Here is a 15641-nt window from a genome sequence, read left to right on the forward strand (position 1 = left end):
GCGAAAAGAAAAGGCGGCCAATAGGCCGCCAAAGTCGTTATCGCTTTAGCGATAACGGGATCGAATAACTGCAATGGCACAACAAAGACACAGGTTTTAACGCATTACCCTTTCACACCGCCGGACGTGAGTCCGCCCACCAGCCAGCGCTGAGCTAGCAAGAATACGGCAGTAATTGGAATAGCAGACAGCACCGCCGCAGCGGCAAAGTCACCCCACAGATAGTTTTGCGGATTAAGGTATTGCTGCATGCCGACGGCCAACGTATAGCTATTCACATCGCGCAAGAGCAGAGACGCCACCGGCACTTCGGTAATTGCGGCAATAAATGACAAGATGAAGACCACCGCCAAAATAGGTACCGACAACGGTAAAAGCACCAAGCGGAAAGCCTGCCAAGGTGTAGCGCCATCAAGAGCTGCGGCCTCTTCTAACGAGTTATCGATAGTTTCGAAATAGCCCTTAATCGTCCAAACATGCAACGCAATCCCACCCATATAAGCGAAAATTACGCCGCCGTGGGTATTAAGACCCAGGAACGGCACATACTGGCCGATACGATCAAAGAGCGCATACAGCGCCACTAGCGACAGCACGGCTGGGAACATTTGGAATATCAGCATGCCTTTCAGCAGCGAGCTTTTGCCTTTGAATTTCATGCGCGCAAAAGCATAAGCACAAGTGGTGGAAAGCGTCACAATGCCTATTGCCGTAACCACGGCGATTTTAATCGAGTTCCATAGCCATAAAAGAACCGGGAACGGTGGCGGAGTGACGCTGCCATCTGCGTTAGTCACGCTCATTCCCAACGCCAACTGCCAGTGTTCCCAAGAAATATTCTCGGGAATAAGGCTGCCGGTCGCAAAGTTACCAGAGCGCAGCGAGATAGCGATGACCATCAGCAGCGGAAACATGATGGTACAGATAAAAGCCAGCAGCATCAGATGTGTAAACAGCAGGCGTAAACGCTGGGATTTCGGTTGAACCATAGCCATGTTGTGGTCCCTCTCCTTAGTCGAAATTCATTTTGCTGGCTTTCAGATTCAGTATCGCCAACGCGCCAACCAACAGGAAAATCAGTGTGGCAATCGCTGCCGCTAAACCAAAGTCTTGTCCACCGCCGCCTTCAAACGCGATGCGATAGGTATAGCTCACCAGCAAATCGGTATAGCCTGCCGGTGTAGAGGTCCCGAGCATATCTGGACCGCCGTTGGTTAATAGCTGTATCAAAACAAAGTTATTAAAATTGAAGGCAAAACTGGCAATCATCAGCGGTGTTAACGGCTTGATCAGCAATGGCAGCGTGATGCGGAAAAAGTTCTGCATTGGGCCAGCGCCGTCCATCGCCGAGGCTTCGTACAAATCGTCTGGAATGGCTTTGAGCAAGCCCATGCACAAGATCATCATGTACGGATAGCCGAGCCAGGTATTGACGATCAGAATCATGCTTTTGGCGGTGAGCGGATCGCTAAACCAAGCGGGTTTAATACCGAACAGATGGCTGAGCATCATGTTGATTTCACCGAAGCTTTGGTTGAACAACCCCTTAAAGATCAGTATGGAAATAAACGACGGTACGGCATAAGGCAGAATGAGCATCACGCGATACAGCGCCTTACCTTTTAACGCTTCCCACTGAACCACACATGCCAGCACCATGCCGACGGCAACGGTGAACACCACGGTTAAGACCGAGAAGATAATGGTCCAGATAAAGATGCTGACGAACGGCTGGCGGATACCTTCATCCTGTACCACGCGTAAAAAGTTTTTCCAGCCAATAGAAACGGTGAATCCAGGGCTGAGCTGTTCATTTTCCCATTGCCCTTGTGCATTCACCGCTTGATAGAATCCTACGTCGGTATTCGGACGATAGACGGTGCCCGTTTGATTGTTTTTGAGGGTTTCACCGTCTTGCTCAAGAGTATATAGCGGGCTGGTTCCGGCGAACTGACGCAGGGAACTCATGCGCAATTCACTGCTTTCGGGCAAAACTGCCACGATGTTATTTAAGGCCTGACGGTTTTGAGTAATCACCCGCAGCGTAGCGCGATCGCCCGTCTGTTCGACGCTTTCTGGTTTCATGGTTAAGCGCTGTTCTTGAGCGCTGAAGCTAAAAGGATCTGAGATGTAAAGCCGATCGTTTTCGGGATTGGCTAGCTGTAAGCGCCACCGATCGCCTACGGGGTAAAGGCCAAAGCCGTAAGTTTTACCCGTGGTGAATTGACGCTGCATTAACACCGACTGTGCGCGTTCAAAGGTGAGCTGGTTAGTGCTGCTGTAATTGGTGAATGCGATGGCGATGGTGCAGATAAGGGGAAAGAGTACGAATAACCCCATTCCCGCAAGGCCCGGATAGACATAGCGCCACGCATAGGCTTTGCGATTGGCAAAAATGTAGAGTCCTGACCCAAGCAAAACCAGCGTCAGCATGGCAAACAGGTACTCGCCCTGTGCGTACATCACAATGGTGAGATAGCCCGTAAACAGGCACATGGCGGCGATAACGATCCATTTTAGTATGTCACTCTGCCACCATTTATCCGGCTTCGCGATTGGATATTCTGTATGGGATAACGACATCAAACTCTCCCTCATTTCTCTTACGCCGGAGGCGGTTACGGACAACTTAAATTTCGATGTTCAGACCCTATCCAGCCCATACCGAGATCGCTGAGCAAACCCCTCCTCAGTGAAGAGGAGGGTTAGGGTGGAGTCATTTACTGATGAACTTATTTGGCGATACGTTGTTCTGCGCCGGTTAAGGCTTCTTTCACACTCTGACGACCATTTACCGCGTTGATAATGGCGCTGCGCTCGGCGTACCAGAAGGCGCTCATCTGCGGGATGTTTGGCATGATTTCGCCTTTTTGGGCGTTTTGCATGGTGGCGGCGATTTTCGGATCTTTTTCCAGCGTTTCTTGGTAGGACTTCAGTGCAACCGCGCCCAGTGGTTTATCTTTATTAACCTGCTCCAGACCGGCATTGGTCATCAGGTAGTTTTCCAAGAACTCGGTGGCCAGCTCTTTATTCGGGCTAGCGGCATTGATGCCTGCGCTGAGTACGCCAACAAACGGTTTGGATGGGTGGCCTTTGAAGGTTGGCAGCAGGGCAACGCCATAGTTGATGTTGCTCTTATCGATGTTTGACCACGCCCAAGGGCCGTTAATGGTCATCGCGGTTTGCCCCTTATTGAACGCGGCTTCAGCGATGGAGTAATCGGTATCTGCATTGATATGCTTGTTTTTCACCAAATCAACGATGAACTGTAGGCCAGCCTGAGAGCCAGCATTATTCACGCCCACATCTTTGATGTTGTAGGTGCCGTTATCATATTTGAAGGCATAGCCGCCGTCGGCTGCGATGATTGGCCATGTGAAGTACGGTTCTTGTAGATTCCACATGATGGCGCTTTTGCCTTTAGCGCGCAGCTCTTTGTCTAGTGCCGGAATTTCTTCCCACGTTTTTGGCGGCTCTGGCAGAAGGTCTTTGTTGTAAATCAGCGACAGCGCTTCAACGGCCACTGGGTAAGCAATCAGTTTGCCGTTAAAACGAACGGCGTCCCACGTGAATGGATAAAGCTTCTCTTGGAAGGCTTTAGAAGGATGGATTTCAGCCAACAGGCCAGACTGCGCATAACCCCCGAAACGGTCATGAGCCCAAAAAATGATATCAGGGCCATCGCCGGTAGCCGCGACCTGCGGGAATTTTTCTTCCAGCTTGTCTGGATGCTCAATCAGCACTTTGATACCGGTTTCTTTCTCAAACTTTTTACCGACTTCGGCCAGGCCGTTATAGCCTTTATCGCCGTTAATCCAGATAACCAGTTTGCCTTCTTCAATTTTAGCGAACGCGGAAGAGGAGAGAACCAGTGTCGCCAGTGCCGAAAGGGCGAGGGTTCTGATGCCTGATTTCTTAGTCATTATCCAATCCTTCTTGTTCTGTTTCTGTCGAGGTATGAGTTGATGTCTGTACCACCGAGCATGGAAGCCGAAGCGGTTCAGATAAGCCGTAGAGTACGAATCGTTGTTAGCCCCTGCTTGTAGGGGATTTCTGATGCAGTGCCATACTCCTTTACACGAGATTGCTTCTCATCCTCCCCCCTTCTACGCCCCAAGGGGGTTTCTTGTGATCTACTTAACACTACCGCCTATTCTGTGGATGTAGACACAAAATCACAGGGTTATTTTTGCAAGCAGGATCACGAATTCACTGAAAGGTATGAACTTTTCACCGCACGCTATTTTCTCTCATCCTCCTATCTCCTCCCCCATGAAAAACTTTGTTACGGATGATTACGCTTCTTTGCTTAACGCGCACTATCGGCAGCAATCGATAAGGCGCATCTGCTGAACGGCGAGGCTAAGGATTAGGCCCGCTGAGATGTCGCGTTAGTGGACCTCATTAGTGACAGACAGGAGTAACGCATGGCGAGCGTAGCACTGCGAAACGTATATAAGGCTTACGGAGACGTCGTCATTTCTAAAGACGTTAACCTTGAAATCCAAGACGGCGAGTTTGTGGTTTTTGTTGGGCCGTCTGGCTGTGGTAAGTCGACACTGCTGCGCATGATTGCGGGTTTAGAAGATATCACTTCCGGTGAGCTACTTATTGCAGGCAAGCGCATGAATGAAGTGCCGCCCGCTGAGCGCGGTATTGGCATGGTTTTTCAGTCTTATGCTCTGTATCCGCATCTGTCCGTTGCCGACAATATGTCGTTTGGTCTCAAACTCGCTGGCACTAAAAAAGCAGAGATTACCCAGCGGGTGAATCAGGTTTCTGAAGTGCTACAGCTGGCGCATTTGCTCGATCGCCGCCCTAAGGCGTTATCCGGCGGTCAGCGTCAGCGAGTTGCGATTGGCCGAACGCTGGTGGCTGAGCCCGACGTATTCCTGCTTGATGAACCGTTATCAAACCTAGACGCCGCTTTGCGTGTGCAAATGCGTATTGAGATTTCCCGTCTACATAAGCGCCTAGAGCGCACCATGATTTATGTTACCCACGATCAGGTCGAAGCCATGACGTTGGCCGACAAAATTGTGGTGCTGGATGGCGGTAGCGTCGCGCAGATCGGCAAGCCGCTGGAACTTTACCACTATCCGGCTAACCGTTTTGTTGCGGGCTTTATCGGCTCGCCAAAAATGAATTTCCTACCCGTCAAAGTGACCGCCGCAGAACCGCAGCGAGTTCAGATTGAATTACCTAACCGCCAATTAGTATGGCTGCCGGTTGAAGGCACGGATGTGCAGGTTGGCAGCAACCTCTCGCTGGGGATCCGTCCTGAGCATTTGCTGCCGAGCCATGATGCTGAAGTCACCTTGGAAGGGGATGTTCAGGTTGTTGAGCAGTTAGGCAACGAAACCCAAATTCATATTCAGATCCCCGCGATTCGTCAAAACCTTGTTTACCGCCAGAACGATGTGGTGCTGGTAGATGAAGGCGCAAAATTTGCCATTGGCCTGCCACCTGAACGCTGTCATCTGTTCCGAGAAGATGGTGTCGCTTGCCGACGGCTGCATAAGGAGCTGGGTGTCTAGCTCTGGGTTAGAGAGATGTTAGTTAACAATACGTTAGACCATACGTTGAACAAAGAACACTTATAACTTTATGCCGTCAGGCAACCCCTTCAGGAGAATGATGATGACTTTGCGCAAGGTACCTTTAGCACTGGCTGTTGCGAGTGCGGTGCTGTCAACACAGGCACTGGCTGTAGATTTCCACGGTTACGCACGTTCCGGTATCGGCTGGACCGCAAGCGGCGGTGAACAGCAGTGTTTCAAAGCGACGGGAGCTCAAAGTAAATACCGTTTGGGTAACGAATGTGAAACTTATGCGGAATTGAAGCTGGGCCAAGAGCTATGGAAAGACGGCGATAAGAGCTTCTACTTTGACACCAACGTAGCGTACTCCGTGCAGCAGACCAATGACTGGGAAGCGACAGATCCTGCCTTCCGTGAAGCCAATATTCAGGCTAAAAACGTCATCGAATGGGCTCCGGGCTCTACGCTGTGGGCGGGTAAGCGTTTCTATCAACGTCATGACGTTCATATGATCGACTTCTACTACTGGGATATTTCAGGTCCGGGTGCAGGTTTAGAAAACATCGATCTGGGCTTCGGTAAACTCTCTATCGCCGCAACCCGTAACACCGAAACCGGCGGTTCAAACAGCTTCAGCTCCCAACAGCAGCGAGATTTAGTTAAAGACACCGCCAACGACGTCTACGACGTGCGTTTAGCCGGTTTGGAAACCAACCCAGGCGGTACGCTGGAATTAGGTTTTGACTATGGTCGTTCTAACCTAACCGATGGTTATCATCGTGCCAAAGATGCCTCGAAAGACGGCGTCATGCTGACCGCGGAACATACTCAGGCTATCTACAGCGGCTTTAACAAATTTGTCGTTCAGTACGCGACAGACTCTATGACCTCAAACAATTCAGGTCATTCTGAAGGCTCTAGTGTCAACAACAACGGTCACATGATCCGCGTTCTGGATCACGGCGGTATCGACTTCAATGACAAGTGGGCGTTGATGTACGTGGGTATGTATCAGGATATCGATCGCGACGATAAAAACGGTACTACATGGTACACCGCAGGTATTCGCCCAATGTACAAATGGACGCCAATCATGAGCACCTTGATGGAGTTCGGCTATGACAATGTGAAATCACAGCGCACTGGCGATAACAACAACCAGTACAAAGTGACGTTGGCGCAGCAGTGGCAGGCTGGCGACAGCATCTGGTCACGCCCAGCAATTCGTCTGTTCGCAACCTACGCGAAATGGGATGAGAAATGGGGCTATGCAACCAACACCGACACCGGATACAGCGATGGTGTTGCATACAACGATAACAGCACTCACAAATTCAGCCGCGGAAATGACGATGAAGTCACCTTCGGCGCGCAGATGGAAGTTTGGTGGTAACGGTTGTTTGACGGCGGCGGGGCGATCCCGCCGCGTTTGATTGAGCTCGGCTGCTTTCTTGCCATAGCGGCCGAGCTGTCTCTAAGGTGGTTCATAATGAAAAGCAAAATGAATAATAAAATCAAAGCTGTCATGAAAAAGAATACCATCGCGTTGAGCGTAGCCTTGGCGATGTTCAGCGTAATGCCGCTTAGCGTTCAGGCGGATGGCACCATCCAACCGGCGAATGTTGCCACGGCACCGGCGATCCCTGCTAATACGTTACACCAGCTACCTTGGGAGCCATTGGTTCCTCCAGTAACGAAAACGGCAAACTTAACCAGCAGCAGCGCGCAGTTGCATGTCGGTGATATCCAAGGGGCGGTAGGGGCTTTTGCATTACCGGCCGATCGGGGTTCACTTGAAATTACCATCAGCAGCTTGGTGGAAGGCAAAAGGGTCTATGCCCCAAGCGTAATGGTTTTAGATGAAAATATGCGGCCTGCGGCATTTTACCCAAGCAGCTATTTTAGCTATCAACAACCGGGTGTGATGAGCGGCGATCGTCTGGAAGGCACACTGAAATTGACTCCTGCGCTAGGGCAAAAACAGATCTATATGGTGATCTACACCACGTCGCAGGATTTAGCCAAAACGACCCAAATGGTTGATCCCGCGAAAGCCTATGCGGCTGGTGTAGGAAATGCGGTGCCAAATATTCCTGATCCGATCGCGATCCATCAGTCTACGGGCACGATCAAGATCAAGGTGAAGGCAGAACAGAATACCGGCAACGTGATGATCGGCGGGATCTTGCCGATGGCACCCAAAGAGCAGCCCGTAGTGGTAGGCGCTGCAGCGGCACCGGTTGCTACCGCGCCGTCAAAACCGGCTCAGCCAATGCTCAAAGATACCGACGAATATTTCAATAAAGGTATCCGTGATGCAGTGAAAGGCGGAGATATTGATAAGGCATTGAAATTGATGAATGAAGCTGAACAACTTGGTTCAACCACTGCCCGTGAAACCTTTATTCACAGCGTGAAAGGCAAGGGTTAAACCCGCGCTGTGGAAGCTGGCTCTTTGACTGGGTGCCCTTCGGGGCACCTTTTTTTGTTTTGTATTTTCCTTCCTTGTTACCAAATTGATCATCTATTGCTACTGCTCTGCCTACGTCGGGTAATCTGAGTTACAATGAACCTCCCATTTTCAGCGTGGGCGAGGGTCGGCGCTAAATTCTGTTTTGGAGTCACCGGAATGACTGACTGTCATCCGTCGTTGGACGTTACTCATTGGCACCCCATTCATGAAGTTGATTTGACTGCGCAGCAGCATAGTTGGCTGGGCGAGTGCCAATCCATGACCGCGCGTTTTGAGCGCTACTGCGACAAAGTCACTATCGTTCCACGGCGCGAAGGTTTTATCACGGCTCAATCGTTAGGCGAAGAAGCCATGCTGCTTCCAAACTGTGAGCGCTTTTGGCTACGCGAAGTTTTGCTGTGTGGTGATAATGTGCCGTGGTTGTTTGGCCGGACGCTGATCCCCGAAACATCTCTGACTGGGGAAGAGGTCTCCTTGTTGACGCTAGGTACAGTTCCGCTTGGGCGCTATCTGTTCAGCGCTGCGGAGCTTACGCGTGATTTTATTCAGGTGGGTTCTCAAGGAGAACTGTGGGCACGGCGCAGCCGTTTACGTTTGTCGGGTAAACCTTTGTTGTTAACCGAACTTTTTTTGTCTGAGTCTCCGTTGTATGGTGTTAATAATGAATTGTGATGTCGTCATCATTGGAATGAATGACTGGAGGGATTCGTGACTCAAACCAAATGGCAGGCCTATTGTCGCCTGATGAGAATTGATAAACCGATTGGTTCGCTGCTGTTGCTTTGGCCCACCTATTGGGCGTTGTGGCTAGCGGGCGGTCAAATTCCGAGCCTAAAGCTGCTGGTGGTATTTACGCTGGGTGTCTTTTTCATGCGTGCCGCCGGATGTGTGGTTAATGACTTTGCCGATCGTCGTGTAGACGGTCATGTTAAGCGCACGGCGCATCGCCCACTGCCAAGTGGCGCAGTGACGGAGAAAGAAAGCAAGATTCTGTTTGTGGCACTGGTGTTGGTTTCTTTTGGGCTGGTGTTAACGCTTAACGCCATGACGATTTGGCTATCGGTTGCGGCTCTTGCGCTGGCTTGGGTCTATCCCTTTATGAAACGCTTTACCCATTTGCCACAGGTTGTGCTGGGTATGGCGTTTGGATGGTCAATCCCGATGGCGTATGCCGCCGTAAGCGAAAGTTTGCCGCTAAGTTGCTGGTTGCTGTTTCTGGCGAATATTTGCTGGACGGTAGCTTATGACACCCAGTATGCGATGGTGGATAGGGACGACGATCTCCGCATTGGTATCAAGTCTACGGCGATTCTGTTTGGCCGCTTCGATAAGCTAATTATTGGATTGCTACAGCTGGCGACGCTGTTGTTGATGGTGTGGATTGGTTATTTAAACCAGCTGAGCGGCGCTTATTACTGGGGCGTTTTACTGGCTGGGGCGCTGTTTATTCACCAACAGAAGCTGATTGCACTGCGTGAGCGTATGCCTTGCTTCCAAGCTTTCTTGAATAACAACTATGCGGGACTGGTGTTGTTTATCGGCATTGCGCTTTCAATTTGGATCTGACATTAGGGTCTGAAAGCACAAGTTCTCACCTATAGAAAAGGCGCCAATCGGCGCCTTTTCTTATTTACTCAAGAGAGATTAACGAGACGTTATTCGCTCTTGTCGCTATCGTCTTCGGCCGGAGGCAAGGTTTCCATCTCAGGCGCGCTAACGCTTTCAATGGTCAGCTTAATCTCTGGCGTTATCATCGCGACCAGCAGGCTATAGATTTCCATGGTGTGTTCAGGGATCGCATCACCAACGTCGTTGATGTAGCCTTCGGAACGCAAGGTTCCCACCAAGGTAGCAAACACCGCTTTATCGAAGAATTCAGGGGCGTTGATGCCGTGCAGAACCGACAAACGCTGCGCCATAATACGGCTCTCTTTTTCCAGCGCACCACGGCTGATACTTGGGTTCGCGCTAAGCAGAGAGAAGGTGATGGCATAACGTTGCAGGGTTTCACGAACGCCAGCAGCCAAAAGCTGCAACGTGCGGATACGGCCTGGATTCATCACCAGCTCGTCGCCCTTCGCACAAATCAATTGCTGGCGGCACAGCTCGGTAATAATCGGTTCAAGCACCTGCGGTAAGTTGCTGCGCTCATTATGTAAGAACAGCTCTTCCTTCAGCATTGGGTAGAGTAAATCCACCTGACGCAGCAGCTCTGAACGCGAGATGCTGTTATGGTTCATCACCATATTGGCAATTAGCGACGGCAGCACCAACATATGCTGAATGTTGTTGCGGTAATACGTCATCAATACTGCCTGTTCACGTGGCAGTATGATGAGCTCGCCGATGTTGTCTTTTTCCACTTCAAACTTATCCATCTGAAGCGCATGTTTCAGCAGCTCTTCGGCGGTTTGGTTCGGCGTGGTGGCATCTTCGGCATAAGGCGCATTACGCAACAGCTGCAGATAGCAGTCTAGCTGTTCTAACAGTTGCTCACGCGTCAGCGCACGCTGACGAGAAGCCAACAGTGCGGTTGAACAGAGGTTCATCGCGTTAGCGGCAGCCGATTTATTAATGTTCACCATCACGGTATTGGCGATAGCGTTAACCGTTGGTGTTAACCAGCTTGGGCGCTGCGCTTCGATTGGGTCGATAGATTCGCGCCATTCAGGAACGTGCTGATTCAGCCAGTTGTTGATCGGGATCGGCTCACCAAAGTTTACGTAACCCTGTCCCAGATTGCGTAGCTTACGCAGCCCGCGAACCATCTGAATCAGGCTCTCTTTCTCTTTGGTGGCACCGCGCAGCTCTTTGGCGTAGGTAGCCACTTCCATCACGTGTTCGTAGCCGATATACACCGGAACCAGCGTGATTGGGCGCTTACCACCGCGCAGCATGGCCTGAATGGTCATGGCCAGCGTACCCGTTTTAGGCTCAAGCAAACGGCCCGTACGTGAACGGCCGCCTTCCATAAAGTATTCAACCGAATAACCACGGCTGAACAACTCGCCTAAGTATTCACGGAATACGGTGGAATAAAGCTTATTCCCTTTGAAGGTACGACGAATAAAGAACGCACCTAAACGGCGGAAAATCGGACCGGCTGGCCAGAAGTTCAGGTTGATACCGGCAGCGATGTGCGGCGGCACCAAGCCTTGATGATAAAGCACGTAGGACAACAGCAGATAGTCCATGTGGCTGCGGTGGCAGGGAACATAAACAATCTCATGGCCGTCCTGCGCTAATTTACGCACGCGCTCGGCGTTATGGACGTTGATACCTTGGTACAAACGGTTCCATGTCCAGCTCAGCACACGATCGGATAAACGTACCGCTTCGTAGGTGAAATTGGCTGCGACTTCTTCCATCAAAGCAACCGCATTTTGCTGGGCTTTTTCACGGGAGATTTTTTTGGTACGCGCCTCGTCCTCAACCGCTTTCTCAATCGCTTTGGATGAGAGCAGTTTATTAAACAGCGCTTGGCGATCGGGCAGGCTTGGCCCCACAGCGGCTAAGCGCTGACGGGAGAAGTGCATGCGCGCTACGCGTGCGAGTTTCTGGGCGATAGTTTGGTCTGTGCCGTGCTCGTCTGCCATATAACGCAGTGAAACGACGTTAGAGAAACGCACGAAGCTGTCACGACCTAGCCAGATAACGGCAAAGAATTTTTGGATACCGTTAAGCAAACGCAGCTGTGGGGCTCCGCTGTGGCCTTCACGACCCGGAGAGCGCCCAAACATAACCGACACCGGGATCATTTGGATATCCAGTGACGGGTTATTGCGGTGCAGATCCAGATAGTCATGGAACAGCTTGACGGATTCTTGCTTCGGCGCGTAATAACGGAATACGCGCGGGCCATCGTCAATGAAGACGTAGCGTGGCAATATAGTGCCGTCAATTTCGTTATCGTCGAGTGGATCAGGCAGGTCCTGAGCCAAACAGCGATCTCGGAAGGTCAATAAATCCGCTTTTGAGTTATAAGGTAAGACATACAACACCGGGCGGGTGGTGTCTAAACGTAGCTCTGCCACCGGTTCAGAAGGGATTACCTTGCTTTTAACCAGTAGCTTCAGCGGTAGATTCAATAACTTATAGTAAAATTTACGCCAACCTGACATAAAACAGAAAGCCTCTTGTTAGCCATTCGCCGCAAGGATACCAGAAACACGGTTTGAGATCTGTGGTGATGAGTGAATGAGAAGTCGCTAAAATCACATAAGACTTCTAAATTTTGATGGAATTAAAATGAATAGCACTACCGGATTGACTCGAATTGTTAAAGCCGCTGGTTACTCGGTGAAGGGATTGAAAGCGGCGTGGAAACACGAGGCTGCATTCCGCCAAGAATTGATGCTGATGATTGTGGCCGTGGTGATTGCTGCATGGCTGGATGTCTCTATTGTTGAACGTATCTTGCTGATAGGCTGCGTTACGCTGGTGGTGATCTTAGAAATCGTTAACAGCGCGATTGAGGCCGTTGTTGACCGTATCGGGTCTGAGTTCCACGAGCTCTCCGGACGCGCGAAAGATATGGGCTCTGCCGCAGTATTTGTTGCCCTGTGGTTGTCTGCTTTTATTTGGGTCAGCATCCTGTGGGGACACTATATGTAATGTGAGTATGTGCTTACATTCATAATGCATTAAGGCCACCCTTGGGTGGCCTTAATATTATCTAGCAGGACAAGCAGAGCGGTTTAGCTCCACAGAGCCAGAATCGGCCAACCTACCAGCAGCAGCAGGGAAATGTAAATCACACCGAAGATAGCACCCAAGCGCCAGTAGTCTTTGGATTTCACATATCCACAGCCGTAGATGATAACCCCAGGGCCCGTCGCATATGGGGTTAAGCAGCCCATGATACCGATAGACAGTACCAGCAGAATACACAGGTGTTCCATAGGCACGCCTGGGATACCTTTACCTACGGCTAAAATCACAGGCAGCATGGTAGCGGTATGTGCAGACAGGCTGGCAAACAGGTAGTGAGCGAAGTAGAACACCAATACCAGTACAATCACGGTCGCATTTGGCGAGAAGCCTTCCAGATGCGTACTCATGGTGTTAGCAAACCAGTCGATAAAGCCTGAACGAGTCAAACCGTTCGCCATAACCACTAACGTGGCGAGGTTTACCAACGTATTCCATGCGCTGTTGTACTTCGTGATGTCTTTCCAAGGCACAACGTGCAAGGCCAACATCAATGACACCGCCAACAGACCAACCGCAGTGGCATCGATGAAATCGCCGCCGAAGACCCACAAACCCAAGCTCAGCAGTACTAAACCAATCAGGGTGATCTCTTTACTGGTTAAGCGTCCCATCTCTTTTAATGCGCCACCGGCCCACTCAGAGACTTCTTCGCTGTGCGTAACTTCTGGTTTATACAGCACATAAGATAACCATGGAGCCACGATCAGCAGGATAAGGCCCACTGGCAGGAAGCTCAGGAACCACTGCAGCCAGCTAATCTGAATGCCCGCGATTTTACTCACGAATTCCAAGCCCAAGACGTTTGGCGCAGCGCCGGTCACGAACATAGAAGAACTCAGACTGGTACTGATCACCATCATCCACATCAAATAACCACCGATACGACGCGATGACGGATCGTTAGGGAATGACTTGAACAGCGGTGGCAGGTTCTTAATAACTGGGAATACGGTACCACCGGTACGCGCAGTGTTAGACGGCGTGAACGGAGCCAACATGATATCAATGATAACAATGGCATAACCAAGAGTAAGTGTTCGCTTACCCATGAACTTAACCATGAACAGCGCAATACGACGGCCTAGACCGGTGACTTCATAACCCAGAGCAAAAATGAATGCGCCAAACACCAACCACACGGTGGTGCTGGAGAATCCAGCTAGACCCCATTTCAGGGCTTGTTTGCCCGCATCAAAAGCCGGATCGGCCAGCTCTTTTGCATCAAACAGCAGATAGTTGCTGCCAATAACGCAGATAGTGACGGCGATAAAACTGATTGCCGTAGCAGGGATAGGCTCCAAAATCATCCCAACGATCATAGCCACAAACACGGCGAAATAGTGCCATGCCTGCGGAGGCATACCATCAGGAACAGGAATAAGTAGCATCACTGCCATAACCAGCAGCGGTGCTACTAATTTCCATATCTTATCTTTTGAAACAGACATAACTGATTCTCCAAGAAGGAATTTTTAAAGTTTAATGTGAATAATTGAAGTGCGAAATTTGAGCCAAAAACCAGGTAATAATCAGCAAGTCGGCGCAGCCGCCAGCGCTGAGGTTGCGTTGAATGCATTCCTGGTCGAAATCATGGAGGTGCTTGAGATCGGAGGGCTGGCGAATGCCACCCTGACGCAGCAATGCCTTAGCGCGCTGTTGCAGCCAACTGAGGCCGGTTTGGCCTCCGCGTGAGGCTACGTTGGTATCGCCGTTATGTGCCATCAGCACTAACAGCGTATCGAGCAAAGCAAGTTCAGGGTCGGTGCCCTGCGCGAGGCGAGCCTGATAGTGTGGCAGAGCGAGCTGAATAACTAATGGATAGCCCGCCTCGGCTTCGCCGCGAGCGCCGGTGAGGCCGAGTTGCCGATAAAGCCGTTGTCCTGCCGTTTTTTGTTGATTGTTATGGTTATTTTGCAGTTCACGTTCGGTCAGCCCACGGCAAAAAGCGGCGGCGGTGCTACAAATTAGTGCAGGTGTGATAGCGCTTTTTCTTTGATGCAAACGCCCGATAGCCGCGCACAATAACCCCAAAGAAAAAATGCTGCCTTTATGTGTATTCACGCCAAAAGTTGCGCGGAACATATCAGTTTCGCAGGCGATGCCAATGGGACGTAGCCCGGTGAGCACGTCTGCTTCAGCAAGATTGGCGCTACAGGCACCAAATTCGATAAAACGTGGTAACCATTGGCGGATAGCCAATGCGCTACGGTGAAAATCTTCCAGCGCCATATCTTTATGCGCGCCGCAGTTATTTCTATCGACCAAGCCCGGCTTTGGCGTGAGATTGACCTCAGCCAACATGGCACGGTAAGCAAGCTCGCTGCAATGGGCGACGAAATGCTCATCGGTAGCGGTGGAATCAGACGGCTGCTGCGTTATCGGCATCATGCAGTAATGCCTCCATGCGGGTGATCAGATCGGGAATTGCGTGTGCTCTTTCGCGTGCGCATACGGCCGCTTCGCGTTGGCACAGCAAACAGGTTCGGCTAGGTAATAAAAAGTCACGGCGAGAGAGAATTTTTCCTAGCGGATTCAATACGTCGATATCCCATAAACGCCCAAGCACATGTTCTTGTTCGAGTGCGATCATGGCTTCTTTAACCACGCGTGCCGGTGCGTCGATGGCGAGCAGCCCTTCAGGGCCGGTCGCCAACGCAAAAGAAGCCTGCTCCTTCAATTCCCAACCTGATTGTTCAACGCGTTGGCACAGCGCTTTCAAACCGTGATTAAAGATTTTGCGTGTCATCACGCTATCTTTAATCGGCCCGGGCGAGACCACGGTAAACGAGATCAGCGTTGAGGTATGGCGCGCCAGCCACTCCGCCTGCCGAGACTGCCTGCATTCACGGCTGAATAGCAGTTCCGGCAATGTAACGGTGTGGCTGGTCGCCAAAGTTGGGAGCAGGTAAAACATG

13 protein-coding genes are annotated in these 15641 nt (G+C 50.9%); 6 read left to right on the top strand and 7 right to left on the bottom strand.

Annotated elements, in window-relative coordinates; genetic code table 11:
- Nucleotides 1-104: 104 nt before the first annotated feature.
- The 3 genes from malG to malE all read right to left on the bottom strand — a co-directional run bounded on the left by malG (nt 105) and on the right by malE (nt 3923).
- Complete coding sequence (gene malG / locus CPY98_RS01670; protein WP_025802454.1) at nt 105-995, bottom strand: maltose ABC transporter permease MalG; 891 nt, start codon at nt 993-995, stop codon at nt 105-107.
- Between the two features lie 16 nt (nt 996-1011).
- Nucleotides 1012-2583, bottom strand: coding sequence for a maltose ABC transporter permease MalF (gene malF / locus CPY98_RS01675; protein ID WP_096386108.1), 1572 nt, complete (start codon nt 2581-2583; stop codon nt 1012-1014).
- A 149-nt stretch (nt 2584-2732) separates the two neighbouring features.
- Nucleotides 2733-3923, bottom strand: coding sequence for a maltose/maltodextrin ABC transporter substrate-binding protein MalE (malE, locus tag CPY98_RS01680; protein WP_025802450.1), 1191 nt, complete (start codon nt 3921-3923; stop codon nt 2733-2735).
- A gap of 504 nt (nt 3924-4427) precedes the next feature.
- Here malE and malK point away from each other — a divergent pair.
- From malK to ubiA, 5 genes are all read left to right on the top strand, one after another.
- Nucleotides 4428-5537, top strand: coding sequence for a maltose/maltodextrin ABC transporter ATP-binding protein MalK (gene malK, locus CPY98_RS01685; RefSeq protein ID WP_025802448.1), 1110 nt, complete (start codon nt 4428-4430; stop codon nt 5535-5537).
- A 97-nt stretch (nt 5538-5634) separates the two neighbouring features.
- The gene (locus CPY98_RS01690) at nt 5635-6933 is read left to right on the top strand and encodes a maltoporin (RefSeq protein WP_130992517.1); all 1299 of its coding nucleotides are present in this window, start codon (nt 5635-5637) and stop codon (nt 6931-6933) included.
- A gap of 132 nt (nt 6934-7065) precedes the next feature.
- Complete coding sequence (gene malM, locus CPY98_RS01695) at nt 7066-7971, top strand: maltose operon protein MalM (RefSeq protein ID WP_162622617.1); 906 nt, start codon at nt 7066-7068, stop codon at nt 7969-7971.
- Nucleotides 7972-8169: 198 nt separating this feature from the next.
- On the top strand, nt 8170-8685 hold the full coding sequence (ubiC, locus tag CPY98_RS01700; protein ID WP_025802442.1) for a chorismate lyase: 516 nt from the start codon (nt 8170-8172) through the stop codon (nt 8683-8685).
- A gap of 24 nt (nt 8686-8709) precedes the next feature.
- Nucleotides 8710-9579, top strand: coding sequence for a 4-hydroxybenzoate octaprenyltransferase (ubiA, locus tag CPY98_RS01705; RefSeq protein WP_025802440.1), 870 nt, complete (start codon nt 8710-8712; stop codon nt 9577-9579).
- Nucleotides 9580-9668: 89 nt separating this feature from the next.
- Here ubiA and plsB read toward each other — a convergent pair whose 3' ends face one another.
- Complete coding sequence (gene plsB / locus CPY98_RS01710; RefSeq protein WP_096386116.1) at nt 9669-12134, bottom strand: glycerol-3-phosphate 1-O-acyltransferase PlsB; 2466 nt, start codon at nt 12132-12134, stop codon at nt 9669-9671.
- A gap of 127 nt (nt 12135-12261) precedes the next feature.
- Here plsB and CPY98_RS01715 point away from each other — a divergent pair, with 127 nt between their 5' ends.
- Nucleotides 12262-12627: a diacylglycerol kinase gene (locus tag CPY98_RS01715; RefSeq protein ID WP_025802436.1), complete on the top strand. Its 366-nt coding sequence runs from the start codon at nt 12262-12264 to the stop codon at nt 12625-12627.
- 83 nt (nt 12628-12710) lie between these two features.
- On the opposite strand, the gene CPY98_RS01720 is transcribed toward CPY98_RS01715, so the two are convergent.
- Genes CPY98_RS01720 through citX form a run of 3 tightly spaced genes read right to left on the bottom strand, consistent with a single transcriptional unit; the run spans nt 12711 to nt 15640 of the window.
- A complete protein-coding gene (locus tag CPY98_RS01720; RefSeq protein ID WP_043490458.1) occupies nt 12711-14174 on the bottom strand; it encodes an anion permease in 1464 nt (487 codons plus the stop codon).
- Nucleotides 14175-14205: 31 nt separating this feature from the next.
- Nucleotides 14206-15114: a triphosphoribosyl-dephospho-CoA synthase CitG gene (gene citG / locus CPY98_RS01725; RefSeq protein WP_043490461.1), complete on the bottom strand. Its 909-nt coding sequence runs from the start codon at nt 15112-15114 to the stop codon at nt 14206-14208.
- Complete coding sequence (gene citX / locus CPY98_RS01730; RefSeq protein WP_096386118.1) at nt 15086-15640, bottom strand: citrate lyase holo-[acyl-carrier protein] synthase; 555 nt, start codon at nt 15638-15640, stop codon at nt 15086-15088. Before citX ends, citG begins: the two co-directional genes overlap by 29 nt.
- Nucleotide 15641 lies beyond the last annotated feature (1 nt).

Source organism: Hafnia sp. CBA7124, assembly GCF_002355555.1.
In the GTDB taxonomy this organism is placed as follows: Bacteria; Pseudomonadota; Gammaproteobacteria; order Enterobacterales; family Enterobacteriaceae; genus Hafnia; species Hafnia alvei.

What these genes read in the sequence shown, in the direction of transcription:
- malG (WP_025802454.1), bottom strand. Translation starts at nt 995, where the DNA reads ATGGCTATGGTTCAACCGAAATCCCAGCGTTTACGCCTGCTGTTTACA.
- malF (WP_096386108.1), bottom strand. Translation starts at nt 2,583, where the DNA reads ATGTCGTTATCCCATACAGAATATCCAATCGCGAAGCCGGATAAATGG.
- malE (WP_025802450.1), bottom strand. Translation starts at nt 3,923, where the DNA reads ATGACTAAGAAATCAGGCATCAGAACCCTCGCCCTTTCGGCACTGGCG.
- malK (WP_025802448.1), top strand. Translation starts at nt 4,428, where the DNA reads ATGGCGAGCGTAGCACTGCGAAACGTATATAAGGCTTACGGAGACGTC.
- CPY98_RS01690 (WP_130992517.1), top strand. Translation starts at nt 5,635, where the DNA reads ATGATGATGACTTTGCGCAAGGTACCTTTAGCACTGGCTGTTGCGAGT.
- malM (WP_162622617.1), top strand. Translation starts at nt 7,066, where the DNA reads ATGAAAAAGAATACCATCGCGTTGAGCGTAGCCTTGGCGATGTTCAGC.
- ubiC (WP_025802442.1), top strand. Translation starts at nt 8,170, where the DNA reads ATGACTGACTGTCATCCGTCGTTGGACGTTACTCATTGGCACCCCATT.
- plsB (WP_096386116.1), bottom strand. Translation starts at nt 12,134, where the DNA reads ATGTCAGGTTGGCGTAAATTTTACTATAAGTTATTGAATCTACCGCTG.
- CPY98_RS01715 (WP_025802436.1), top strand. Translation starts at nt 12,262, where the DNA reads ATGAATAGCACTACCGGATTGACTCGAATTGTTAAAGCCGCTGGTTAC.
- CPY98_RS01720 (WP_043490458.1), bottom strand. Translation starts at nt 14,174, where the DNA reads ATGTCTGTTTCAAAAGATAAGATATGGAAATTAGTAGCACCGCTGCTG.
- citG (WP_043490461.1), bottom strand. Translation starts at nt 15,114, where the DNA reads ATGATGCCGATAACGCAGCAGCCGTCTGATTCCACCGCTACCGATGAG.
- citX (WP_096386118.1), bottom strand. Translation starts at nt 15,640, where the DNA reads ATGTTTTACCTGCTCCCAACTTTGGCGACCAGCCACACCGTTACATTG.